General features: G+C 43.4%; 20 protein-coding genes. 15 read left to right on the forward strand and 5 right to left on the reverse strand.

What is annotated here, in order from left to right:
• Positions 1-61: 61 nt before the first annotated feature.
• Positions 62-2,428, reverse strand: coding sequence for a phosphoenolpyruvate synthase (gene ppsA, locus RT064_RS08545; RefSeq protein WP_313062833.1), 2,367 nt, complete (start codon positions 2,426-2,428; stop codon positions 62-64).
• 477 nt (positions 2,429-2,905) lie between these two features.
• Between ppsA and ppsR the strand changes: the two genes are divergently transcribed.
• From ppsR to kdsB, 10 genes are all read left to right on the forward strand, one after another.
• Complete coding sequence (gene ppsR / locus RT064_RS08550) at positions 2,906-3,790, forward strand: posphoenolpyruvate synthetase regulatory kinase/phosphorylase PpsR (protein ID WP_313062834.1); 885 nt, start codon at positions 2,906-2,908, stop codon at positions 3,788-3,790.
• A gap of 108 nt (positions 3,791-3,898) precedes the next feature.
• Positions 3,899-5,593 carry a Si-specific NAD(P)(+) transhydrogenase gene (gene sthA, locus RT064_RS08555; protein WP_313062835.1) on the forward strand — a complete coding sequence of 565 codons (1,695 nt, stop codon included), beginning with the start codon at positions 3,899-3,901 and terminating at the stop codon, positions 5,591-5,593.
• Entirely contained in the window at positions 5,593-6,240 is a 648-nt protein-coding gene (gene rsmG / locus RT064_RS08560; RefSeq protein WP_313062836.1) for a 16S rRNA (guanine(527)-N(7))-methyltransferase RsmG, read from the forward strand. Before sthA ends, rsmG begins: the two co-directional genes overlap by 1 nt.
• 101 nt (positions 6,241-6,341) lie before the next feature.
• On the forward strand, positions 6,342-7,142 hold the full coding sequence (locus tag RT064_RS08565; RefSeq protein ID WP_313062837.1) for a ParA family protein: 801 nt from the start codon (positions 6,342-6,344) through the stop codon (positions 7,140-7,142).
• 178 nt (positions 7,143-7,320) lie between these two features.
• Positions 7,321-8,472 (forward strand): ParB/RepB/Spo0J family partition protein, encoded by a 1,152-nt coding sequence (locus RT064_RS08570; RefSeq protein ID WP_313062838.1) that lies wholly within the window; start codon positions 7,321-7,323, stop codon positions 8,470-8,472.
• A 63-nt stretch (positions 8,473-8,535) separates the two neighbouring features.
• On the forward strand, positions 8,536-9,159 hold the full coding sequence (locus RT064_RS08575; RefSeq protein WP_313062839.1) for a MotA/TolQ/ExbB proton channel family protein: 624 nt from the start codon (positions 8,536-8,538) through the stop codon (positions 9,157-9,159).
• A 30-nt stretch (positions 9,160-9,189) separates the two neighbouring features.
• Positions 9,190-9,645, forward strand: a complete 456-nt coding sequence (locus tag RT064_RS08580) for an ExbD/TolR family protein (RefSeq protein ID WP_313062840.1) — start codon at positions 9,190-9,192, stop codon at positions 9,643-9,645.
• Between the two features lie 63 nt (positions 9,646-9,708).
• Complete coding sequence (msbA, locus tag RT064_RS08585) at positions 9,709-11,472, forward strand: lipid A export permease/ATP-binding protein MsbA (protein ID WP_313062841.1); 1,764 nt, start codon at positions 9,709-9,711, stop codon at positions 11,470-11,472.
• The gene (gene lpxK / locus RT064_RS08590; RefSeq protein WP_313062842.1) at positions 11,472-12,575 is read left to right on the forward strand and encodes a tetraacyldisaccharide 4'-kinase; all 1,104 of its coding nucleotides are present in this window, start codon (positions 11,472-11,474) and stop codon (positions 12,573-12,575) included. Before msbA ends, lpxK begins: the two co-directional genes overlap by 1 nt.
• Positions 12,576-12,596: 21 nt before the next feature.
• Positions 12,597-13,391, forward strand: a complete 795-nt coding sequence (kdsB, locus tag RT064_RS08595; RefSeq protein WP_313062843.1) for a 3-deoxy-manno-octulosonate cytidylyltransferase — start codon at positions 12,597-12,599, stop codon at positions 13,389-13,391.
• A gap of 57 nt (positions 13,392-13,448) precedes the next feature.
• Here the strand turns inward: kdsB and RT064_RS08600 are convergent, their stop codons facing one another.
• Together RT064_RS08600 and RT064_RS08605 are read right to left on the reverse strand one after the other, a co-directional pair.
• Positions 13,449-14,450, reverse strand: coding sequence for an LLM class flavin-dependent oxidoreductase (locus tag RT064_RS08600; protein ID WP_313062844.1), 1,002 nt, complete (start codon positions 14,448-14,450; stop codon positions 13,449-13,451).
• Positions 14,451-14,520: 70 nt separating this feature from the next.
• Positions 14,521-15,447 carry a LysR substrate-binding domain-containing protein gene (locus RT064_RS08605; protein ID WP_007115284.1) on the reverse strand — a complete coding sequence of 309 codons (927 nt, stop codon included), beginning with the start codon at positions 15,445-15,447 and terminating at the stop codon, positions 14,521-14,523.
• Positions 15,448-16,005: 558 nt separating this feature from the next.
• On the opposite strand from RT064_RS08605, the gene RT064_RS08610 reads away from it, so the two are divergent.
• Genes RT064_RS08610 through RT064_RS08625 form a run of 4 tightly spaced genes read left to right on the forward strand, consistent with a single transcriptional unit; the run spans position 16,006 to position 20,628 of the window.
• Positions 16,006-17,604 (forward strand): AmpG family muropeptide MFS transporter, encoded by a 1,599-nt coding sequence (locus tag RT064_RS08610; RefSeq protein WP_313062845.1) that lies wholly within the window; start codon positions 16,006-16,008, stop codon positions 17,602-17,604.
• The gene (gene prmC, locus RT064_RS08615) at positions 17,597-18,451 is read left to right on the forward strand and encodes a peptide chain release factor N(5)-glutamine methyltransferase (RefSeq protein ID WP_313062846.1); all 855 of its coding nucleotides are present in this window, start codon (positions 17,597-17,599) and stop codon (positions 18,449-18,451) included. Before RT064_RS08610 ends, prmC begins: the two co-directional genes overlap by 8 nt.
• Before the next feature lie 55 nt (positions 18,452-18,506).
• Complete coding sequence (locus RT064_RS08620; protein ID WP_313062847.1) at positions 18,507-19,301, forward strand: HesA/MoeB/ThiF family protein; 795 nt, start codon at positions 18,507-18,509, stop codon at positions 19,299-19,301.
• A 13-nt stretch (positions 19,302-19,314) separates the two neighbouring features.
• A complete protein-coding gene (locus RT064_RS08625; protein WP_313062848.1) occupies positions 19,315-20,628 on the forward strand; it encodes an ABC1 kinase family protein in 1,314 nt (437 codons plus the stop codon).
• 12 nt (positions 20,629-20,640) lie between these two features.
• On the opposite strand, the gene RT064_RS08630 is transcribed toward RT064_RS08625, so the two are convergent.
• Together RT064_RS08630 and RT064_RS08635 are read right to left on the reverse strand one after the other, a co-directional pair.
• Positions 20,641-22,851: a DNA primase gene (locus tag RT064_RS08630; RefSeq protein ID WP_313062849.1), complete on the reverse strand. Its 2,211-nt coding sequence runs from the start codon at positions 22,849-22,851 to the stop codon at positions 20,641-20,643.
• An 87-nt stretch (positions 22,852-22,938) separates the two neighbouring features.
• Positions 22,939-24,021, reverse strand: coding sequence for an outer membrane protein assembly factor BamD (locus tag RT064_RS08635; RefSeq protein ID WP_224053965.1), 1,083 nt, complete (start codon positions 24,019-24,021; stop codon positions 22,939-22,941).
• Positions 24,022-24,270: 249 nt separating this feature from the next.
• Here RT064_RS08635 and RT064_RS08640 point away from each other — a divergent pair.
• Positions 24,271-24,770, forward strand: a 500-nt coding sequence (locus RT064_RS08640) for a S4 domain-containing protein (RefSeq protein ID WP_313062851.1), incomplete at its 3' end; no start/stop codon positions are given.

A 24,770-nucleotide genomic window follows, 5' to 3' on the forward strand; every position in this document is an offset into this window, starting at 1 on the left:
TTTTTTTGACACCAAAAAAAGCCCTTAGTCAAAACTAAGGGCTTTTTTAATACCAACAAGTTTATTTTTCGGTTTTTGCTAAGAAGAACCAAGTGTCTAACACCGAATCAGGGTTCAGTGAAACAGAAGTAATACCTTGTTCCATTAACCACATGGCTAGGTCTGGATGGTCAGAAGGACCTTGTCCGCAGATACCGATATACTTGCCTTGTGCGTTACAGGCATCGATAGCCATTTTGAGTAGTTTTTTAACCGCTGGGTCACGTTCATCAAATGATTGAGATACGATACCCGAATCACGGTCAAGACCAAGGGTTAACTGGGTTAAATCGTTTGAGCCGATTGAGAAACCATCGAAGTATTGTAAAAACTCTTCTGCCAACAAGGCATTGGTTGGCAACTCACACATCATGATGACGCGTAAACCGTTTTCACCACGTTTAAGACCATTTTTCTCAAGCAGTTCTAGTACCTTACGTGCTTCTTCTGTGGTACGTACGAATGGAATCATAATCTCAACGTTGGTTAAGCCCATTTCATCACGAACACGTTTTAATGCACGACATTCTAATTCAAAGCAGTCACGGAAGTTTTCTGATACGTAACGGCTTGCACCACGGAAACCGAGCATGGGGTTTTCTTCAGAGGGCTCGTATAGTTTACCGCCGATTAAGTTTGCATATTCATTCGATTTAAAGTCAGACATACGTACGATAACTTTCTTATCTTTGAACGCGACGGCTAGGGTTGAAATACCTTCAACTAATTTATCAACGTAGAAATCAATCGGTGAAGCATAACCTGCCATGCGCTCTTGAATTGCTTGTACGATTTCGCGTGGTAGGGTGTTCATGTTAAGCAGTGCCTTTGGATGCACGCCAATCATACGATTGATGATGAATTCTAAACGTGCTAGACCCACCCCTTCATTAGGGATTTGTGCAAATCCAAAGGCGCGGTCAGGGTTACCCACGTTCATCATAATTTTAAATGCCAAGTCTGGCATTGACTCAATTGAGTTGTTTTGGATTTCAAAGTCCAATTGACCTTCGTAGATATAACCGGTATCACCTTCTGCACAAGATACAGTGACGGCTTGACCATCGGTCAATAGGTCAGTGGCGTTACCACAACCTACGATGGCAGGTACGCCCAATTCACGCGCGATAATTGCCGCGTGACAGGTACGACCACCACGGTTAGTGATGATAGCAGCGGCACGTTTCATGACCGGTTCCCAGTCTGGGTCAGTCATATCAGAAACAAGGACGTCACCTTCTTGTACTTTATCCATTTCATGGATTGAGTTTACCACGCGTACAGTACCTGCGCCGATACGTTGACCAATTGAACGACCTTCACAGATGACATCGCCTTTTTCTTTAAGGATGTAACGCTCCATGACATTTTGACTTTCACGGCTTTTTACTGTCTCTGGACGGGCTTGCACAATGAATAATTTGTTGCTATCACCGTCTTTTGCCCATTCGATATCCATCGCATGACCATAATGTTTTTCGATGATTAACGCTTGTTTGGCAAGTTCAACCAACTCTTCATTGCTCAGTGAAAATTGGTTGCGTTCTGCTTTGTCCACTGGGACTATTTTGACTGATTTGCCCGCAGAGTGCTCGTCTGCATAAACCATTTTTTGTTGTTTGCTGCCGAGGTTGCGGCGAATAACCGCAGGTTTACCGGCATTTAATAAGGCTTTTGAAATGTAGAATTCGTCAGGGTTCACCGCACCTTGCACGACCATTTCACCCAAACCATGGCTTGCGGTGATAAATACCACGTCATTAAAACCACTTTCGGTATCAATGGTGAACATCACACCTGAAGTGCCTGTCTCTGAGCGTACCATGCGTTGTACGCCAGCTGATAATGCAACACCTGCGTGCTCAAAACCTTTGTGAACGCGGTAAGCGATGGCACGGTCATTGTATAAAGAAGCAAAGACTTCTTTAATAGCAATCAAGATATTGTCAATACCACGGATATTGAGGAAAGTTTCTTGTTGACCAGCAAAGGAGGCGTCTGGTAAATCTTCAGCAGTCGCTGATGAACGAACCGCAACAGCGATGTCTTCGCCTTGGCTCATCTCGGTAAAGGCATCACGGATTTCTTGTTCAAGATCTTTAGGTAACTCTTGCTCAATAATCATGTCACGGATTTTTTTACCCGTGGCAGTCAATGCCGCAACATCATCCACATCCAGACCTTGGAGCGCGTCTTTGATTTTGTCTTGAAGACCTGTACCGATTAAGAATTTGTTAAAAGCTTCAGACGTTGTTGCAAAACCACCTGGTACGCTTACCCCTAAATCTGTTAGGTGACTAATCATTTCACCTAATGAAGCGTTTTTACCGCCTACTTTGTCAATGTCGTTTTTGCCTAACTTGTCGAGTGAGATAACTTGTGCGTTCAAGGTGATAACTCCGTGAAATAAAGATTATTTTGAAAAGATTATAACGGTATTTCGTAGAAAATTCATCTTAAAAAATCATTTTCTAGCAAAAAATTTATAATTTTAGAAAAACGGTCAGCTATTAACAATTCAACTAAAATTTTGCTTGGATATCTTTGAGTTTAAGGGGATAAAAAACTTAGATAAGCCTTCAATGACAATAACTGATGGCTAATTAAGGCAAATTAAGCATCGATTTGTTAGATTAAAGCCTACAAGTCACGTATAATAACAAACTCTCGACCTGTAAGACAAACGCCTGTGAGACAAACAATAGTGTCTGCGCTGATAACGACATTAATAGATGACATTGATTGCCAAAGACGCAGTGAATGAGTGAGGTTAACCCTCACTGTCAGTTTAAGCCAGTATCAGTTTAAACCAGTGTTAATTTAAATTAGTATGGACGCTTCTTGTCATTTTTTTGGATAATTTTTCATGACCATTGAGCAAATCAAAGCCACGATTCAAAATAAAGACGCCTTAAATTTTGCAAATTCGCAGTCGTTACGAAGTGTGTTTTTTATCTCCGATGGTACCGCGATTACGTCTGAAACCCTAGGTCGCTCTATTTTAAGCCAATTTCCCACGGTACCATTTGAGACCCGGGTTATTCCTTATGTTGATACCCTTGATCGCGCCGATGAAGCGGTCAATCAAATCAATCTTGCCCACCAACGTGATGGGGTAAAGCCGTTAGTCTTTGATACCATCGTTGACCCTGTGATTCGTGAGCGAATCAACGGTGCAGATGCCTTTAACTTAGACATTTATGAAGGCTTAATTAGTAAAATTTCCGATGAAATCAAAGTGCAACCTGCACCGCATACCGGTCATGCCCATGGGGATGTCGATTCTGAGAACTATAAATCGCGTATCGATGCGGTACATTTTGCTTTAGATAATGATGATGGCGCGCGTACCACCCATTATGATGCGGCAGATATTATTTTGATTGGGGTGTCACGTTCGGGCAAAACGCCCACCTCTTTATACCTAGCGTTGCAATTTGGTATTCGTGCGGCGAATTATCCGTTGACTGAAGATGATTTATATGAAAATTCGTTGCCCAAAGCGTTAAAGCCCTACCGTGATAAATTGTTTGGGTTGGTGATTGACACGGATCGACTGGTAAAAATTCGTAACGAGCGCCGTGCAGGTAGCCGCTATGCAAGTTATCAGCAATGTCAGCAGGAATTGCGCGCCATTCAAGGTATCTATATTTCTCAAGGGATTCCAAATATTGATGTATCCACGATGTCGATTGAAGAAATCGCGACGCGTATTCTACAAATGACGGGGTTAAAACGTCGAATTGGTTAATGTAATCTCTTAACATACGGTTAATTTATCGTATTTTATATTTAATTTAAAAATTTTTATTCATTATCTTTTTTATTCATTATCAAGGCTTAAAATATGGGAGCTAATATGCCAAAAAAACAGATTAATGACAAAGTCACTCAAATTCCCCCTACAAACAATGACAATGAAAACATCTGTGATTCCAATACGCAGTCAATTATTGAACCCCAAGAAAATATTACCGAAATTTTGGCAAAACCAACCAAAACCGAAATTTCGGATTCTGATAAAAAAGCCAATACCGTCAGTATCAGTGAAGACGATGATAAGGTCAAACATTTTGATGATGCATCGGTGCATTTTGATTTAATTAGTCCGCTAGATAATACCCGTATCAATTTAAAGCGTTACAAGCGTCAAGATGCCGTTAGCCATGCCTATGATTATGATGCTATTGTGATTGGCGCAGGACCCGCGGGTGAAGCAGCAGCGATGAAAATCGCTAAATCTGGGCAAAAGGTTGCCGTGATTGATCCACGCAAACAAGTGGGCGGTAACTGTACGCACGTAGGCACGATTCCAAGTAAAGCATTGCGTCAGTCCGTGTTTAATATTATTGGTAATCGCCGCGATCCTATCTTAAACCAAGGCATTGACTATCACCAAATCCCACTCAATAAAGTATTAACCAAAGCGCGCGAAGTGGTGCGTAATCAGGTAGAAACGCATACCCGTTTTTATGAGCGCAATCAAATTGACTTAATCAATGGTTGGGCAAGTTTTAAAGATACCCATACCATTCATATTGATATGAGTGATGGTACCGAGCAGGACATTACCTTTGAACAAGCCATTATTACCGTGGGTAGCCGTCCTTATCGCCCTGATTTGTTAGATTTTAGCCATCCTCGCGTGTTTGATTCCGATAAAATCCTACAAATGGATTATGTGGTACAGCGCATTATTATTTATGGTGCGGGCGTGATTGGCTGTGAATATGCGTCTATTTTTACCGGTCTGGGTTATAAAGTAGATTTGATTAATACCCAAGAGCAGTTGCTTAGCTATCTAGATGATGAGATTTCTGACGCGTTGTCGCATGACTTTAGACAATTTGGCGTATTGATTCGCAATAAAGAAGAAATCGAACGGCTAGAAACTTATGATGACTGCGTGATTTTATATCTAAAAAGTGGTAAACGCATCAAGTCAGATGCTATTTTATGGTCAAACGGTCGCTCAGGTAATACCGACAGTCTCAATCTTGCCGCCATCGGACTCACCGCAAACAGCCGTGGTCAACTCAAAGTCAATGAGCATTACCAAACAGATATCCCAAATATTTATGCAGCAGGGGATGTGATTGGTTGGCCATCGCTCGCATCGGCGGCTTATGACCAAGGGCGCTGCGCCGCTGCTTATATGGTGGGCGATGAAAACGCACAACCTGTTCGCAGTGTGCCAACGGGTATTTATACCATTCCTGAAATTTCAAGCATTGGCAAAAACGAACAAGAATTAACCGCCGAAAAAGTGCCGTATGAAGTCGGTCAAGCCTTCTTCAAACACCTTGCCCGCGCACAAATCATCGGTGAGCGTAGTGGGGTGTTAAAAATCCTGTTCCACCGTGAAACCTTAGAGATTTTAGGTATCCATTGTTATGGCAATCACGCCTCTGAAATTATTCATATCGGACAAGCCGTGATGGAAAGTAAGGGCGGCAATACGCTAGAATACTTTGTCAATACCACCTTTAACTACCCAACGATGGCAGAAGCCTATCGCGTTGCTGCACTCAATGGTCTTAATCGGGTGTTTTAATGGCGAAGATTAATGTAAAGCTACAACCTCAGTACCTAAAATTACAGCCGCAGTTGCAACAAGCCCTCTCTGAGTTAAAGTTGCAGCTATTGGATGAGCAGCAATTACAGCTACTGTACTATCTACAGCAGCTGTTATTTTGGAATAAAGCGTATAATTTGACCGCTATCAAAGATGATCAACAAGCGTTAATCAAGCATATCTTTGATAGTTTGTCGATTGTGCCATTTTTGCCAGCCGGTAATTTGCTAGATATTGGGACGGGTGCGGGTTTGCCAGCGGTGATAGTTGCCATTTGTCAGCCACAACGTGCAGTGACAGCGCTCGACAGTAACCAAAAGAAAATTCGCTTTATCAAACAAGTCGCCAGTGAATTGGGGTTAAAAAATCTAACACCGGTTGCCAGTCGTATCGAAGCGCACGCAGGTACTTATCAAGTAATTACCTCAAGGGCGTTTGCATCGCTGGTAGATTTTGTCACCCATAGTCAAAGCAAATTGGCAGACAATGGTATCATTTGTGCCATGAAGGGGGTGGAACCTGTTGATGAGATTCAAGCCCTTCAAAATGAGTGGCAAATTAACACCCAAGTGTTAGCCGTGCCAGAGCTCCATGAATCACGCCATTTGATTTATTTGCAAAGATAAACATCCCATTTCAGCCAGTTTTAGCGGTATTAGGGTTTGAAAAACTGGCTGTTTTTGACTACAATTTTCAACCTTTTTATCAACACATTGCGAGACAGTTCATGGATATTTTAGCCATTGCTAATCAAAAAGGTGGGGTGGGCAAAACCACCACCGCGGTTAATTTGGCAAGTGCACTGGCACATCGCCGCAAAAAAGTTTTACTGATTGATTTGGATGCCCAAGGCAATGCGACCACGGCATCTGGGCTGGATAAACGCGAGTTAGAGTACAGTATCGCTGATGTGCTATTAGATGATTTGCCAATCCATGAGGCGATTGTCAAAACCCCGCATGGGTTTGATATTGTCGGTGCCAACAATGAATTGTCGGGCAGTGATTTGCATTTAAGTCAAAAGCCTGAAAATCATGCAATTTTGTCAAAGGCCATGCAGCAGCTCGCTGATATGCCTACCAAAAACGGCCGCGCGCCAAAACCGTATGATTTTATCGTGATTGACTGCGCCCCGAGTTTAAGTTTACTGACCATCAATGCAATGTGTGCCACATCAGGGGTGATTATCCCGATGCAATGTGAATATTTTGCATTGGAAGGATTGGCGGATTTGTCGCAAACCATTGAGCGTTTGAAGTCGCTAAACCCAAACTTGCACATCCGCGGTGTGCTAAGAACCATGTTTGACCCGCGCAACACCTTGGCAAATGACGTCTCTATGGAATTGATTGAGCATTTTGGTCCGATTTTATTTAATACCATCATTCCCCGTAATATTCGTCTAGCAGAAGCACCGGCGCACGGCATTCCTGCGCTTGATTACGAGATGAATTCAAAAGGCTCACAAGCCTATATTCGCCTTGCCAATGAAATTATCAAGCAAAGTCGCCAATTCCAACTTGCCTAACTTAAGCTGTTTAGGCACTTTCTTTATTAACTTGTTGGCGAGTGCGCACTGGCAAAAGCAATGAAAATATTTTTCAAGCTATGGCGAATCTGCTAAAATAGCCAGTTCAAAAATGGCGGCATTGGTTTAATTTTTTATCAGTCATTTTTAACTATTTAATGGCATTGGGAATTTTGACATGGTTAAAAAGCGTGGATTGGCATCAAATCGAGGACTTGATGCGTTACTCGGCTCAATCAAAACGGAAAAATTGATTACCGGTAATCTAATCGATGCGAGTGTTCGAGCCTCTGTCGATGACGCGAAAAGCGCTAAAAAACCAGATGTCAAGTCAACCGATGATGGGCAAAATGTCTCGGATGATGAATCAGCCGAAGCTAGCGACACGATAGCGGTAGCCAAAAAATCGCCTACAGCTGCGGTAACCCCCAAACCACTCACTCCAAAATCCGCCAAAACACTAACGTCAAATACCCATAACGCACCCATAAATAATGATGCCAATGATAATAGTAATGTGGCTGGGTTAAATTTGATGCATATCAACGTCGCGTATTTGCAGCGTGGCAAGTATCAGCCGCGCATTGATTTGGACGAAGATGCCTTGCAAGAGCTAGCAACGTCTATCAAGCAGCATGGTGTGATGCAGCCCATTGTGATTCGACCTTTAGCCAAAGTATTGCCCAATTCCCCGATTACCCATGAAATTATCGCGGGTGAACGTCGCTGGCGTGCGGCGCAAATTGCAGGTCTAACCCATATACCTGCCATCATGCGCCCCATGTCAGACGACTTGGCAATTGCCTTGGCATTGATTGAAAACATCCAACGGGAAGATTTGAGCGTCATGGAACAGGCTGCCGCATTGCAGCGTTTTCATGATGAATTTGGCATGAGTCATTCGCAAATTGCGGATGTTGTGGGTAAGGCGAGAACAACGGTTTCCAATTTGTTGCGTTTGAACCAATTACATGACGATGTCAAACAAGCGCTAAACGAGGGGCAGATGGATATGGGGCATGCTAGGGCATTATTGTCGCTGTCACCCAAACAGCAGCCGGTTATTGCCAAAAAAATTATACAGGGTCAATTGACTGTTCGTCAGACTGAAGCGTTAGTTAAAGATATTTTAAATCCAAAAGCGCCGACACAAAGCCAAGAAATTGATTATGATAGGCTGCGACTGAACCAACACCTCTCTGAGCAACTTGGTGCCGTGGTAAAAATCAAAGGCTCCTCAAAAGGCAAGGGGAGTATTGAGATATTTTTTCACAACGAAGAAGAATTACAAGCTTTGATTGTGCAGTTCCAGTCGCAACTTGAGCATTAATCTTGCGCATTAGATTAGTTTTCTCAATTTATTAGTCATTGACAGGCAAAGGCAGTATAACGGATGTGGGAATTAGTTAAAGCAGGCGGTTGGTTGATGTGGCCCATTGTCTTATGTTCGATTTTGATGTTGATTATCATCATTGAGCGCGCAATAAAACTTAAAGTCAGTACAGTGACACCCGCCCATCTGCGTGAACAATTGATGCAGCGGCTGATTGAGCAGGGCGATATTGATCGTGAATCGCTTGAGAATGTCAAACTTCATTCGCCTTTGGGTGATATCCTCGCTGCAGGACTCATGAATCGCCAGCATGGGATTGATTCAATGACCATGCATATGGAAAACCGAGCCAGTATCACCATCCACCAATTAGAAAAACATATCAATATGTTAGGTACCATCGGTGCAATCGCGCCATTGTTGGGTTTGTTAGGTACCGTACTGGGGATTATTTCATCCTTCTTAGCCATTACTGAAGGCGCAATGCAAGATCCGACCATGCTGGCAGCTGGCGTATCACAAGCGCTGATTACCACAGCAGGGGGTATGCTGGTTGCGATACCTGCGGTGATGGCGTACCGTATTTTTCAGCGCCGTATCATTGATATCAATGCGGCGTTTGAACAAGAAGCGGGTTTGATGATGCAAGAATTACTGGACAATGGTCTAATCACGCCTCGTTAATGGCATATAGCTTTGTAAAAGAGTCAAACCATGCGATTTCGTAAACCCACGGTCGAACCTTTAGAAATCAATCTTACCCCAATGATTGATTGCTTACTGTTTTTGATTGTTTTTCTACTGCTGTCGACCACCTTTAACCATTTTAGTAAACTCAATATCATTTTGCCGCAAGCAGAGGGCGTACCGATTACCGAGAAAAGCAAACGCATTGAAATCGCGGTGCAAAAAGATGGTAGTTATTTGGTCAATGGCATTGCCTTATCTGGTAATGGTGAAGCTGAATTGACGGCGATGATCCGTCAAGAAGCGGGTGAAGACCGAAAGCAGCTATTTGTTATCTCTGCTGATGCCGATACCAGTCACCAGTCGGTGGTTAAAGTAATGGATATAGCGGGTAAAATGGGCTTTATGAATTTAAATATCAGTACCGTGATACCTGCCACTTCGCTCGATACTAATATTGCCCCAGCACCAGATGCCAAATAATTTTTATTGTTCAATTTACTGATACAATAGCTGTTAAGTCGTTCTTTTATATATTGAGATGCCATGACCGTTTCAAAACCTTCCAATGCTCACCCACGTTGGCAGACCTATCGAAGATTGCTAGGTTATCTCAAGCCGTATTGGTGGGCGATTACCTTCGTAGTTATTGGCTTTACCTTAAATGCAGGCACCGAAGTGGGCATTGCCAAGCTAGTCAAATTCATTATTGATGCAATTAATGATCGTGATCAAGCGCATATCAATCTTTTTCCAGCGTTAATCGTGTTGTTGTTTGTACTGCGAGGGCTTAGCTCATTTTTGGGTAATTACTTTAGCGCAGTGATTTCACGCAATGTCGTCTATCAGCTGCGTATGCAAGTGTTTTCAAAATTGCTCAGATTACCTAGCCAATTTTATCTCAACCACAATGCCGGTCAGATTTCTGCAAAATTAATCTTTGATGTCGAGCAAGTGACTGCGGCGGGTACCGATACGCTCAAAACCTTGTTACGCGATGGTTTGACCGTGATTGGGTTGTTGGCGTTTTTGCTTTACAGTAATTGGAAATTAAGCCTGTCGTTGTTTGTGGTATTGCCACCGATTTTATTGTTAGTCGGTAAGGCCAGTAAACGCTTTCGTAACCTGTCGCGCGGTATTCAAAAGTCCATGGGCGAGGTTAGTCATATTACCAATGAAGTCATCACAGGCTACCAAGTGGTCAAAAATTATGGCGGTCAGCAAAACGAACTGACGCGGTTTAATAACGCCTCTTTAACCAATCTGAAACAAGGGCTAAAGGTGGTGGTGACCAATAGCATCAATACGCCATTAATTCAATTATTGATGGCGTGCGCGATGGCGGTGGTGGTATGGATTGCATTAAGACCGAACGTATTAGGCGATACCACCGCAGGCGAGTTTATCGCTTATATCAGTGCAGCAGGGCTACTGAGCAAACCCGTGCGCTCGTTGACCGATATCAATCAAGGCTTGCAAAAAGGTTTGGCGGCGGCGGATTCTATATTTGAGATGCTCGATGAAGCCGAAGAAAAAGACACAGGCAAGGTTGAAAAAACCCTGAGTGGTAAAATAGTACTTAACAACCTAAGCGTCACTTTTGAAGATGGCAAACAAGCGCTCAATAACGTAAATTTGGTGGTTAATCCCGGTGAAACGGTGGCGTTAATCGGTCGAAGTGGCGCAGGTAAAACCACCCTAGTCAACTGTCTGATGCGTGCACTAGAGCCTACAGCGGGCAATATTTATCTTGACGATGTCGCTATCGAAGATTTGACATTGCATTCACTGCGTAGTCAGATTGCCAGCGTCAACCAACAAGTGGTACTGTTTGATACCTCTATCCACAACAATATCGCCTATGGCGAATTATCTAACCGGACGTCGGAGCAAGTGATTGATGCCGCAAAATCAGCCTTTGCGCACGATTTTATCATGCAGTTGCCGCAGGGTTACCAATCAAAGATTGGCTCACAGGGTTTGCAGTTATCTGGCGGACAACGCCAACGCTTATCCATTGCACGTGCCTTGCTAAAGGATGCGCCTATCTTGATTTTGGATGAAGCCACGAGCGCGCTAGATAACGAATCAGAATTTTATATTCAAAAAGCGCTGGAGCGCGTCATGCATGGCAGAACCACCATCGTTATCGCGCACCGATTAACGACCATCCAAAATGCCGATAAAATCGTGGTCATGGATAACGGTGAAATCATCGAAGTGGGTACTCACGACAGTTTGCTAGCCGCGCAAGGTACGTATGCCAAGTTGTATGAGCGTCATTTTGAAGAGGACATATTGTCAAGCTAATGCAACAGACACTCCTACAGGCGTGGCGCAACAAATCCCTCTGGCTATGGTTGTTATTGCCCGTGTCTTGGTTGTATGGATTGGTTTTTTGGCTCAATAAAACTATTTATCGATTAGGGCTAAAACCCGTTTATTATCCCAACGTGCCCGTCATTGTAGTGGGCAATATCACGGTTGGCGGTAGCGGTAAGACACCGCTAATCATTGCGGTGGTAACCTACTTGCAGCAAAAAGGGCTGACAGTTGGCGTCATCAGTCGTGGCTATGGCGGGCAACCCAATCTCATGCCCTGTATCGTGACAGCAAATTCAAAGCCCAGTGACGTTGGTGATGAACCATGTCTGATTGTCCAGCGTACAGGCGTGCCAATGGCAGTCTGTCCCAACCGCGGTCAAGCAATTGAGTTATTGCTTGAGCAATTCCCCGATATTCAACTTATTTTGGCGGATGATGGACTGCAACATTTTGCCTTAGATAGGGATGAAAACTGGATTGTCGTCGATGCCGATCGCGGCTTTGGTAACCGCCAGCTATTGCCCACAGGCTTTCTGCGCGAACCGATTAAACGCCTGTATCAACCCCATACAACCGTCATATTTCACCAAAGTGATTGGCAGGATACTCAGGCTTTGACCCATTTTTCAAATAGCCTAAGCAAAAATTGTCATAGCATATCACCCGATATTCGTATGCGTTTGCTACAAAAACCATTAGAGCCTTTATTTAAAACGCCTTTATTTAAAACATACTCGCAAGATAGTCTACCTCCCCAACAAGTGATTGCCATGACGGGGATTGGATTGCCGCAGCGTTTTTTTAATAGCCTAAGTCAATTAGGATTTGACATCATACCGATGCCATTGAATGACCATCACACTTATAGTTTGCAAGATTTTACCAACTTGCCAAAGTTACCGATTATCGTCACCGATAAGGATGCAGTCAAATTGCGTGTCATGTTCGCCCAAGGTCATGAAAAAAATGACATTGCATCAAACATATGGGTGTTACCAGTAGAAGCTGAATTATCACCCGCCTTTTATGCATTAATCGACCGACAAATCGGTAAATTGGTTACCCTTGCTGACAATACTGACAATTAAAAAACTTGTAGGAAATACAATATGTTAAAACATTTGGTCATACCAGCCCGTCTAAAAAGTACTCGACTGCCCAACAAACCGCTGTTAGAAATTCATGGCAAGCCGATGATTCTATGGGTGATTGATCGTGCCAATGCGGTGAAATCGGCGGGAATTGCCGATGATATTTTTGTGGCAACAGATGATGAAAGCATCGCTAAACTGTGTCAAGACTATGGGGCAAATGTCATCATGACTGACCCCAATCATGCGTCTGGCACTGATAGGCTTGCTGAAGTAGCTAGGCTTCAGCAGTGGTCAACTGAAGATATCGTGATTAATATGCAAGGCGATGAACCACTCGTGCCTGCAGGGCTCATCAAACAAGTGACTGAGCTACTGCTACAAAAAAAAGATTGCGTGATGGCGACTTTGGCTGAACCCATCCAAAGCGTTGAAGAGTTTTTACGGCCATCGGTGGTCAAAGTCGTCAAAAATGCCCACAAGGAAGCCTTGTATTTTAGCCGAGCGCCGATTCCTTGCGATCGTCATACAGCATTGTTGACCGAACAGCCAATAAGTGGGGAAAATAGCGCGCCAAAAAACGCTTATCGACACCTAGGCATTTATGCTTATCGGGTCAGTTTGTTACAGCAATTTAGTGTTTGGCAGCAAGGCGAGCTGGAGCAGCTTGAATCATTGGAACAATTGCGTATTTTGGAGCAAGGCATGCGTATCGCCATTGATATCGCTTCAGAGTTGTTGCCGCCTGGTGTAGACACGCAAGAAGATTTGGATCGGCTCAATAATTTGACGTTATCAGAATTATTGAAATGATAAAAAAGCCCAAGTTAATCTTGGGCTTTTTTGTGGTTTTTACTTTTGTGATGTTGATTAGCTGTTTAAGCTAAATAAATCAAGCGCTTTGACCAAGGATAATGAATTGAGGCGGGCTTGTTGGTCATAAATATTACAAGTGACAATCAATTCATCAGGGCGGATAGTCTCAAGAAAATGGTCAAGTTTTGGTTTGACACTATCAGGTGTACCGACAAACGAAATTGCCAACGACGATTCAACCATGTATTTCTCTGCAGATGTCCAAAAAGCATCAATATTCTCAATCGGTTTTGGCATTTGTGAGGGTTTACCACGGCGCAAGTTGACAAAACTTTGCTGCGCTGAGGTGAATTGGTAAGCGGCTTCCTCGTCGGTTTCTGCCAATAGCAAGTTACTTGCTACCATCACATAAGGTTGTTGCAAATGGCTAGAGGGCTTGAAATTCTCACGGTACAATGTCACCGCTTGCGATAACATCTGCGGGGCAAAATGCGACGCAAATACATAGGGCAACCCTAATGCAGCAGCAAGACTGGCGCCAAATAAGGACGACCCTAAAATCCAAACCGGGACATTTAAGCCATTAGCAGGCATGGCAGTCACTGTCTGATCATCGAGCGGGTCAAAATAATGCATCAGCTCTTGCACATCTTGTGGGAAGTTTTCGGCATCATTCATGGTGCGGCGCAAGGCACGGAAGGTTGCCCCATCCGTACCAGGGGCACGGCCCACGCCAAGATCGATACGTTCGCCATACAAAGTGGCTAACGTACCAAACTGTTCTGCAACCACTAAGGGTGCATGGTTAGGCAGCATGATACCGCCCGAGCCAATCCGAATCGTTGAGGTGTGAGCGCCAATGTGAGCTAGCAACACACTGGTTGCAGTACTAGCAATGCCGCGCATGTTATGGTGCTCAGCCAGCCAATAGCGGTTAAAACCTACTTGTTCGGCAGTTTGGGCAACAGTCACCGCTTGCTTAAGCGCGTTTTTAGCGTCACTGCCTTCAGGTACAGGAACAAGGTCTAAAAATGAAATAGGGATTTGTTTGGTCATCTTTGTCATCATTGTAGTCATCATAAAAAGAATAGTAGTCCCTTTATAATGGCGAATCCAAAAAAATCAATCACCCAAATTGTTGCTGACAAATATCAATGAAAGCTTTGCCAAAATTACGAATATCCCCATCGACACGGGTGGCTATCCACGTCACATGTTTTCCAAAAATTTTCGTTGGAATTTTGACAAGATTGCGATAATGCTGACCTTCAAATGCCATTTCAGCGATCGTGCCTACGCCCATACCAATACCGACATACGTACTAATCACATCGGCATCCAAAGCAGTAAGTACAATATTGGGCGTCAGTTCTGCCGCGCTAAAGGCTCTATCAATCGCACCACGACCCGTAAAACCGCCGTGATAAGTGATAATCGGATATTTCGCTAAGGTTTGGATATCAATCTCAGTGCGATTCTCAAGCTCATGTCCCACTGGCACAATCACATGATGATACCAATCATAATAGCGAATACAGTGTAGATTATCATGCGCAAGCAGCGATTCAGTTGCGATGCCAATGTCGGCTTGACCTTGTGCCACCATATTGGCAATCGACTCAGGGTCAGCTTGATGCAAAATCAGATGGACATTGGGAAATTGTTGTTTAAAGCGCTGTACCACCCAAGGCAACACATAACGTGCTTGGGTATGCGTCGTAGCAATTGATAACTCACCCTGATGGGGATTTTGAAAATCTAAAGTTAAATTTTCAATCGACCGTACTTCCACAAAGATTTTCTCAATATGCGGCAGTAGCAGCTCACCGATAGGGGAGAGACCCACCAATCGTTTACCCTGCCGCACAAAAACTTCTGCCCGAAGCTGACTTTCGAGCGCGGCAATATGCTTACTCAGACTGGATTGACTGGTGTGTAATACTTTGGCAGCTTGGCTCAGATTGTAATTATTAATCACAGTCTGCCAAACGGTTTCAAGCTGTTTGAGTTGGATTTGTAAATAACGTTGATTGATGACAACATTGATTGCCATAAAATGACCTTAATAAAAAAACGAATAAAAAAACGAAATAAAAATGCTCGCTATAAGCGCTTGATTGAACTTAAAAATTAACAAAACTAGGCATTGCCGCCATACGTGTATTAGACACTGCGCCTGCCATGCTACTATCAATTACAGATATGCTTTCAATATCAGGTACCGTGACATGATAGGCATTATTTTGCTGATAGATAGCAATCGGCTATTGCATAATTTGCCCCAAAGCCGTTAACAGCTAACAACTGACAAAAAGGTTAAAAGTCACCGCAGGGTGTCAAGTATAGCATATTACCATAAAATAGCAGGTTCAAAACCTAGCTGCTTAAGTCAGGCTTATTTAATAGGCTTAAAATTTAAGAAATTGATTAATGTGACAAGTTTGCAGACATTCATTCAGTTATTGATTCAGTTGTATTGCCACCTTGTTTCAGATATCGACGTTTCAGTCAGCCATAATAATTTTAGTTTGTCTAGACCTAGAAAACCGCTACAATAGCAAGATTTTAATAAAGTTTTGTGGTAAATCGTGCGTGATGAGTGAGAGGTAACATGGAAATATCAAAACAACCTGTGTCAAACGACCAAGCGGCGCTACCAAGCGAAAGCTCAACAGGCACAAAAAAGTCTTGGGGCGAAGCCATCAAAGCCTATATGGACAAGCGCGCTTGGGTGATGTTGCTATTGGGTTTTTCTTCAGGGTTACCTTATCTATTGATATTTTCTAGTTTATCAATTTGGCTCAAAGAAGCAGGGTTTGATATCAAAATTATCACCATGTTTAGTTGGGCGATGCTCGGGTACTCGTTTAAGTTTGTTTGGTCGCCTCTCGTCAATGCCGTGCCGATTCCGTTGTTAACCAAAATGCTGGGACAACGCCGTAGTTGGCTAGTTGTGGCACAAATTGTGGTTGCCTTTGCAATTTTTATGCTCGGTAGTTTTAACCCTACCAGTGATGTTGTACTTGATTACATGGCATTTTTTGCCGTGTTGTTAGGTTTTTCAGCGGCGACACAAGACATCGTGATTGATGCGTATCGCATTGAAATTGCTGAAAAATCGCTGCAACCCGTACTCTCGGGTATGTTTATGGCAGGCTACCGCATCGGTCTGATTATCGCAGGGGCAGGGGCGCTGTTCTTGGCAGAATATTTTGGCTCTACCAAAGCCACTTACAACTACGCTGCTTGGCAACAAACCTATTATATTATGGCATCTTTGATGCTCATAGGGGTTGTCACCACACTTTTGATTAAAGAACCCACCGTCACCCGTGAGCAGCATGAACGCCCGATGTCGGATTATTTTCAACTGTTTTTACTATTTTTAATCTCAGTGATTGCGCTGATTGCCAGTTTTATTGTCATCGGTCATGTGCTTCCAGAGACTGAGTCAAAATTTTTGGGCTTTGTTTATGAGAGCATTAAATTTATTGGTGCTGTGGTTATCGCCATTAGCACCGCTTTAGTGTTATTAAAAGCCAAAATCATCAAAAAGCAAGTCGCTGTTGACATGTGGATCGCGCCGATTCAAGACTTTTTCATTCGTTATGGTAAAAAAGCCGTATGGCTGATTTTATTGATAGGCTTGTATCGTATTTCAGATATTGTGGCAGGTACGACGTCAAACTTGTTTTATGTTAATTTAGGCTTTAGCAAAACCGATATCGCCTTGGCAGTCAAAACCTTTGGGATGGGGATGTCAATTGTAGGTGGCATTCTAGGCGGTTTGCTTGCTGAGCGTTTTAAAATCATGAATGCTATGCTGATTGGTGCTATTTTAGCGTCAGCCAGTAATTTATTGTTTGTGATTTTGGCGGGCAAGGGACATGATTTTTTTTACATGTACTCGGCGGTGATGTTTGATAATCTCGCATCAGGTCTAGCAAGTGCCATCTTTGTCGCCTTTTTATCGGTATTGACCAATATTCGCTTTAGCATGGTACAGTATGCACTGCTTAGTTCATTGATGACGTTAACACCAAAAATTTTAGGTGGCTATTCAGGTGCGATGGTAGAAACCATGGGGTATCCTGCTTTTTTCACCTTTACCGCATTGATTGGCATTCCTGTGCTGTTGTTGATTTATATGGTAGATAAGCATGTGATGAGCCAAGATGCGACAAGAGGCGATAACATCACCCATGAATAACCCAATGTCATCTTACACCATTCAATCATTGTTGGCTGTACCAAGCACAGTTGAAAAACACATCCGTAAACAGTTACTGGGTGAGTATCTTCATGTAGGGCAAACTTATCTTATTACCCATGATAGCGAAATGGTAACTGCAGCAATAGCCAAACACTATTTTGCTGCGCTAGATGAGTTGATAGCCGGTAAACCATTCGCTTATGTACTAGGTAAACAAAGTTTTTGGCAGCATGAGTTTTTAGTCAACCAGCATACTTTAATACCGCGTCCTGATACCGAGCGGTTGATAGAAGCAGTGCTTAATCACCATAAAAATAGCCTAAGCAAATCAATGAATATTTTAGATTTAGGCACTGGGTCAGGTTGTATTGCCATCACGCTGGCGGAGGAATTTAAAAATTCATCCGTTAAAGCAGTAGAAAAGTCGCGTGATGCACTGAGCGTTGCGACACACAATGCTAAAAGAATAGGGGTTAATAATATCGCGTTTTTTGAAGGCAGTTGGTATGAACCCTTTATGACAGCCCAGGTAGATGAAAACAACAAATTTGATATCATCGTATCTAATCCACCTTATATCGATCCCAACGATCCCCACTTGGCAGGCTTAACCGATGAACCCATTAGCGCGCTAATCGCGGATAATAAGGGCATGGCGGACATCTGTCATATTGTCAAAACTGCACCACAATTTTTACAGCCTCATGGGTTATTAGCAATTGAACATGGGTATGATCAGGGCGAACAGGTTAGGGGCGTGTTTTTGTCAAATGGCTTTGGCGAGGTAATCACCGTCAAAGACTATGGGGACAATGAACGGGTAACGCTAGGTGTACTAAATTAGTGTACTAAATTAATGGGCTAAAATAGCCTAAGTAAATATGTGAAATTTAAATATTATGTCAAAACAAACAGAATTAACCGATGCAGAAATGCTACGCTATGCCCGTCAAATACTGCTAGAAGGATGGGATATAGAAGCACAAACGCGGCTAAAAAATAGCTGTGCGATTATTATTGGGATGGGCGGGCTGGGTTGCCCACTTGCAGAGACCTTGTGCCGTGCTGGCATTGGCAAGATGCTTATTATTGACGATGATACGATTGATGAGAGCAATCTGCAGCGGCAGTCGTTATTTACCCCTAACGACATCGGTCAATCTAAAGCGCTGGTAGCCAAAGCTAAATTAAATCAAATCAATGCATTTTGTGAGGTTATTGCCATACAAACGCGTTTGACAGCAGATAATTATCAACAAATGGTTGAACAAACCAAAATAAATAGCCTAAGCAAAATAATTTGCGATTGTACCGATAACTTCAAAACACGAGACCTCATTAATACCATCGCTGTCAAGTCAAATTTGTCATTATTATCAGCCTCCGCCATTGCGCAAACCGGGCAACTGGCATTATTTGCGCCGCAGCAGGGTTGCTATCATTGCTTGTTTCAAGGGGCAGGGGATGATGAGCAAACGTGTGCTACTAGCGGCGTACTAGCCAGTACCACCCAAATCATCGGCAACCTTCAAGCCCAAGCGGCTTTAAGTTTTTTGGGACTGGGCATCAATCCTATAGCGCAAACGTTATTGCTATGGAACGGCAAAACTATGAATCTTAGAAAACTTCACTATCGTAAAGACGCTAACTGCGAGATTTGTAGCCAACCATCCGCTATCACAGACGTCATTTAAACTAGAGTCAATCATGCAAAAAAATCACTTTTTTAAAAAATCCTTAAATGTCATTCAGCGGGTCGGGAAGACGGCAACGGTTGCTGGCAAAGCAGGGTTGCGCATCGCCCAAGGTGAAAAAATGACCCCAACGCTGCTGCGCCAAAGCTTTGAAGAGTTGGGAACCACCTATATCAAAATCGGTCAGTTTATTGCCAGTACCCCGTCCATCTTTCCCCGCGAATATGTGACAGTATTTCAAGGCTGTCTGGATCAAACCACGCCCATGCCTTACAGTTATATTGAAGGCGTCTTAAGAGAGGAACTGGAAAAAGATGGGCAGACCTTAGAAGATATTTTTCAAAGTATTGAGGTCAAGCCGTTAGCGTCTGCATCCATCGCCCAAGTTCACAGTGCTATTTTAAGAAATGGCGATAATGTGGTGTTGAAGGTGCAAAAACCTGAAGTAGATACCATTATTCAAACCGATTTAGGGATGATGGTGGGGGTGACTAAACTGATTGATAGTATCGCACCATCGCTAAAATTTGCCAGTATTTCACCCATTATTGATGAAATCCGTTTGCGCATGGCGGCAGAAACGGACTTCTTACAAGAAGCCAAAAACATTGATGATTTCCAAGATTTTTTGAAAAGAACCGACAATCATAAAGTAGTCGCGCCCGATGTTTATCATGATATCAGTACCAAAAAAGTACTTGTCATGACACGGTTTTTTGGGGTATCGATGATTGATGATGCCGCCATGCGTCAATACTGCAAGTACCCAGCACAGGTGATGACAGATACTTTAAACACGTGGTTTTCTAGCTTGATGCTGTGCAATAGTTTTCATGCCGATTTGCATGCAGGCAATTTGATGTTGTTGACCGATGGCCGTATTGGCTTTATTGATTTTGGGATTGTAGGCAAACTTGAACCCAAAGCGTGGCAAGCCAGTATGGGCATGATGGATAGTTTTGCTAAAGAAGACTATCGCGGCATGGCACATTATATGGTTGAAATGGATATGACCCATGGGCCAGAGCAAGTCAATGTCGATGTTCTTGCGCAAGATCTTGAATCAGTGATGAAAAAAATCTTGGCAGATGATAGTTTGTTCATAGGAAAAACCATTGACCAAACCATGCCAAACCGATTAAAAGATCATACTGATGAAATCAACCAAATGTTGCTTGAAATGGTGGAAGTTGGCAAACGCCATGGTATTCACTTCCCAAGAGATTTTGCGCTACTCACCAAGCAACTGTTATATTTTGACCGCTTTATGAAAGTACTTGCCCCTGAGATGGATATGTTTCATGATGCGCAGATTAAAATGGCATAAACACGCGATGAATTAATCCTCTTTACGCTGTAGCCATGTCCTAAGCCAAGTTAAAATCGCTTGGTGGTGTTTGATACATAGGCTCAGCGCCTTTAAGTCTGCTTTTAGGGTTTTTTGTTCGCGCTGTAGGCTTTCTAACATCAGTTGAACCACCAACTCTGTCACCAGATCTGAGATATCATCAATGTTGCGCTGACTCAGTTCTTTAAAAAACCGTGCCCAATGCTTAATAAGTTTGTTTTGCTGCTCTGAAGTCAAGCCCGCCAGTATAAAATGTGCTTTGGCATTAATTCGCTCATAAGTTGACCATTTTGGGTCATCAAATCCCTGCAATCTTGATTGAATGGTTTGAATCCAAGTAATCAACTTCAATAATTCTTCATCGGCAATGGCTTGCCAAGTTAGGCAGCAGCTTTCATCATAGTTTTTGCAGGGCGCATTCATCGCATCCGTGATTACACCAGTAATAACATCAGTGTCGCCAGTTGAATTTTCGTCCAATCGAATAGATGCTGTTGGTTTGGTAGATGGGTGTTTCGGCTTAAAAACATTAGCCGCTTCGCTGCGCTGATAAATATCGCGGATGACAGATTGGCTAATGCGGTTATTTTCCAGACTGCCTAACAGCTCTGGTTGAAACAAAAAACACAGCTGCAGATGCAGTTGTACTGTCAATTCGCTATCAAAATTGAGCAGGGCATCTTGCGCTTGCCGTGCTTGGTTTTTTCGCCCCAATCCCATTTTGTTCTTGATGTCTTCACGCAGCAACCAGCCATAACTGCCTTTTGGCAGTTTTTGGGTCAGCGCAGAGAGTTGCTGCAAAATCTTGCTGCGGTTTTCAGGGGTATTGGTGGGATATTGACGCGTCAGACTTGAGTACAAATAGGCTGATAGGGGAACGGCTTGGGCGATTTGTTGCTGCATCGCTAACAAACCATGCGCTTTGACATAACTATCAGGGTCATGATTATCTGGCAGTGTCAAAAAGTGCAATTCCTTGCCATCAGTAAGCGCAGGCAATCCTACTTCCATGGCACGCCAAGCGGCTTTTTGTCCTGCACTATCGCCATCAAAGCTTAAAGTAAGTATGGGATTAAATTGCAGTAATCTTTCGATTTGTGATTGCGCCAGCGCTGTTCCCATGGAGGCAACTGCGCCATACACACCCGCTTGATGAAGGCTTATGACATCCATATAACCTTCAACCACCAGCCAGTCTTTGGCTTTGGCCTTGCGACCTTCAAAAAGACCATACAACACGGCTTGTTTATGAAATACAGGTGAGTCTGAAGAATTGATATACTTGGGCTGCTCATCATCAGATAGGGTGCGACCGGCAAAGCCGATCACGCGCCCTTGTTGGTCGCGGATGGGAAAAATCACCCGATTGCGCAGCAAATCAAAATCCCGCCCATTTTGTGAAGTGCGCACCAACCCTAAGATTTTCAACCCTTCGATGTCTTGGGGGAAGGCTTCTTCAAGATGTTGCCAACCGTTTGGGGCAAAACCCAAGGCAAATTCTTCGATAGTGTGCGGCGTCAGACCACGTTTGAGCAAATAATGTTGGGCAAAGCTATTTTGCTGTAATTGATGCTGATAAAACTGGCAGATTTGGGTCAGTAAGTCGTATAAACTTGATGAACTATCCTGCGGGGTGTTATTGCCCATGTCATCAAAGGGTGAAAACCCGCCAACACTTGCGTCATCATACTCGCCAAAAGGGATGAAGCTCACATCTAAGTTATCAGACGTTTGAAAATCATCAAAAGTGTCTATCCACAAAGCCGCTGCATCGTCAATAGACGGACGCTCGGCAACATCTGAGTCAGAGAGGGCTTGAGCTAGATTTTGATGCAATGATGCCCTTGCTTGCGATAAAGCAGGTTTGGGTGGAACGGGTGTTTTTTTATAGGTATGCGATTTATTGACAGGCTCTTTGGGCAGTTCAATCCCAGTTTGACGGGACAGTTCTTTGAGCGCTTCACCCGCGGTGAGGTTTTCATACTCTTTTAAAAAGGTGAGCGCATTGCCAGCGACACCACAGCCAAAACAGTTATATAGCCCTTTTTGCGGATTGACAAAAAATGAGGGCGTTTTTTCTCCATGAAAAGGGCAACAACCTTTGAATTCATTGCCCGAACGTTTGAGCTCCACATGCTTGCCAATAATCTTGACGATATCGGCATTGGCAATGATTTGATCAATGATGGCATTGTTACTCATGGTAAAAAGCGCATTTCCAGTTAAAAATTAGCTGATTGAAAAAAAATAGCTAGGATAAACCTAGCTAATGTTAACGGGGTTTATAGATTATTTGACTTGACTGGTATTGTCAGGTGGTAGACCCAAACCAATTGTGGTATCACGTGGTCTGGTTGGTGTCTCATCATTTGCCGTGGTAGCCGGACTTGGCAGGCGCATTGCCGCAGCTTGCTGAATTGAGGTCTGAATCACTTGTGGCTTGGTGTTGCCTGAGTATTGACCCGACTGCTGGGCTAGCCCTTGAACAGCAGCATTTTGTGAGCTTTGACCCAGCACGCCCAATGTGGCTTTATTTAACCAGTTTGAACCGGTACGGCTATTATCAAGTTTGACGTTGCCACGCGCATCAATCAGACCAGGGTAGTTGATACGAAGCAGTTGTTTATATTGATTGGCGGTATCAGTCATTCCCAGTTTGTCATAGCTATAGGCGATGGTTGCAATAGACTCTGGAATCGCTTCGCTTTGTGGATAGTACTGAAATACCCATTTAGCACGGTTGGCAGCTGCCACATAGGCTTTGCGTTTAATATACCAGCGCGCTACATCCATCTCACTTTCTGCCAATTGGTTATAAATATAACGCATACGTAGCGCAGCGTCTGGGGCATAGGCACTATTGGGGAAGCGATTAATCAGTTGCTGAAAGTTATTAAAGGCAATGCGCGAATAGCCCATATCACGGTGTGCAGGATTAAGCTTGGTGTATTTCATCACGCCGCCTGATGCCGCCTGCATATTTGAGATGCCGCGAACATAGTACGCGTAGTCAACTTGCGGGTTCGATGGGTAAGACTGGATAAAACGATCAGCACTGGCAATCGCATCCAAATAGTCACCATGCTGGTACTGCGCATACATCAAGTCAAGTAACGCTTGCTCGCTGTAATCACCCACAGGATAGAAAGTCCGTAAATCGTTCAACTGGCTAATCGCTTTAGCAAGGTTGCCTTTTTTGATGTTATCAGACGCTGCTTGGTAGTAGCCTTGCTCACTTTTTTCAGCTTTGGTCGCAACGACTTCGTCTTTGCCACCCAACAATTTTGAATTTTTTAGCGTTTGACAGCCAGATAAAGTGGTCAAAGCCACAGTAATTGCGGTGACACCCACAACTTTGGAAAGATGATGCATATGAACCTCAAATCTATTGCAAAAATATTTGCCCATCATAATACTTATTGTTCAAAACTGAATGCAAAATATTGTATTAAAAATTTCACTAAGTCTATCACGAAACGTTATACTTTGTGACCTATCCGCGCATATTAATTTTGAAAATCCCTATACTCTAAGTCTGAACTGTTTATGACCACGCCAATCGCCTCACATCCAAACAACTTAAATCCAATCGATTCAAATACTGAATCTATGACGGAATCTATGACTCAAAACAACACCAATCAACTCGAAGAAGAATGGGAAAACCTGTCACAACCATACCCAAGCACTCAAAACCTGCAGACCCACGACGCTGGCAGTCATCGAATTATCCAAAATTATACAGTCACCTCTGAGCAAATAGGGGAGCGCATTGATAAAATTGCTGCCTTGGTGTTTAGCGACTATTCGCGTGAGCAAATCAAAAACTGGCTTGAGTCAGGCGAACTAACCGTAAACGGAATGGCGCAAAAACCCAAATATCGTCTTAAACCCAACGATATGTTAGTGCTTAAAGCGAGTTTGACCGCTCAGCAGCAAGATTTGCCTGAGAATATCTCACTTGATATCTTGTATGAAGATGAGGCGGTGCTGGTCATCAATAAGCCCGTAGGCTTGGTCGTCCATCCTGGCGCAGGCAATGGGTCAGGTACGCTAGTCAACGCGCTACTTTTTCATTATCCTGACAGCCGCACGCTACCTAGAGCAGGATTGGTACATCG

The sequence above is a fragment of the Moraxella sp. CTOTU49097 genome (assembly GCF_032064105.1).
Lineage (GTDB): Bacteria > Pseudomonadota > Gammaproteobacteria > Pseudomonadales > Moraxellaceae > Faucicola > Faucicola osloensis_B.

Excerpts from the sequence above, each read along its gene's own strand:
- ppsR (WP_313062834.1), top strand. The coding sequence starts at position 2,906 with ATGACCATTGAGCAAATCAAAGCCACGATTCAAAATAAAGACGCCTTA.
- sthA (WP_313062835.1), top strand. The coding sequence starts at position 3,899 with ATGCCAAAAAAACAGATTAATGACAAAGTCACTCAAATTCCCCCTACA.
- rsmG (WP_313062836.1), top strand. The coding sequence starts at position 5,593 with ATGGCGAAGATTAATGTAAAGCTACAACCTCAGTACCTAAAATTACAG.
- RT064_RS08565 (WP_313062837.1), top strand. The coding sequence starts at position 6,342 with ATGGATATTTTAGCCATTGCTAATCAAAAAGGTGGGGTGGGCAAAACC.
- RT064_RS08570 (WP_313062838.1), top strand. The coding sequence starts at position 7,321 with ATGGTTAAAAAGCGTGGATTGGCATCAAATCGAGGACTTGATGCGTTA.
- RT064_RS08575 (WP_313062839.1), top strand. The coding sequence starts at position 8,536 with ATGTGGGAATTAGTTAAAGCAGGCGGTTGGTTGATGTGGCCCATTGTC.
- RT064_RS08580 (WP_313062840.1), top strand. The coding sequence starts at position 9,190 with ATGCGATTTCGTAAACCCACGGTCGAACCTTTAGAAATCAATCTTACC.
- msbA (WP_313062841.1), top strand. The coding sequence starts at position 9,709 with ATGACCGTTTCAAAACCTTCCAATGCTCACCCACGTTGGCAGACCTAT.
- lpxK (WP_313062842.1), top strand. The coding sequence starts at position 11,472 with ATGCAACAGACACTCCTACAGGCGTGGCGCAACAAATCCCTCTGGCTA.
- kdsB (WP_313062843.1), top strand. The coding sequence starts at position 12,597 with ATGTTAAAACATTTGGTCATACCAGCCCGTCTAAAAAGTACTCGACTG.
- RT064_RS08600 (WP_313062844.1), bottom strand. The coding sequence starts at position 14,450 with ATGACCAAACAAATCCCTATTTCATTTTTAGACCTTGTTCCTGTACCT.
- RT064_RS08605 (WP_007115284.1), bottom strand. The coding sequence starts at position 15,447 with ATGGCAATCAATGTTGTCATCAATCAACGTTATTTACAAATCCAACTC.
- RT064_RS08610 (WP_313062845.1), top strand. The coding sequence starts at position 16,006 with ATGGAAATATCAAAACAACCTGTGTCAAACGACCAAGCGGCGCTACCA.
- prmC (WP_313062846.1), top strand. The coding sequence starts at position 17,597 with ATGAATAACCCAATGTCATCTTACACCATTCAATCATTGTTGGCTGTA.
- RT064_RS08620 (WP_313062847.1), top strand. The coding sequence starts at position 18,507 with ATGTCAAAACAAACAGAATTAACCGATGCAGAAATGCTACGCTATGCC.
- RT064_RS08625 (WP_313062848.1), top strand. The coding sequence starts at position 19,315 with ATGCAAAAAAATCACTTTTTTAAAAAATCCTTAAATGTCATTCAGCGG.
- RT064_RS08630 (WP_313062849.1), bottom strand. The coding sequence starts at position 22,851 with ATGAGTAACAATGCCATCATTGATCAAATCATTGCCAATGCCGATATC.
- RT064_RS08635 (WP_224053965.1), bottom strand. The coding sequence starts at position 24,021 with ATGCATCATCTTTCCAAAGTTGTGGGTGTCACCGCAATTACTGTGGCT.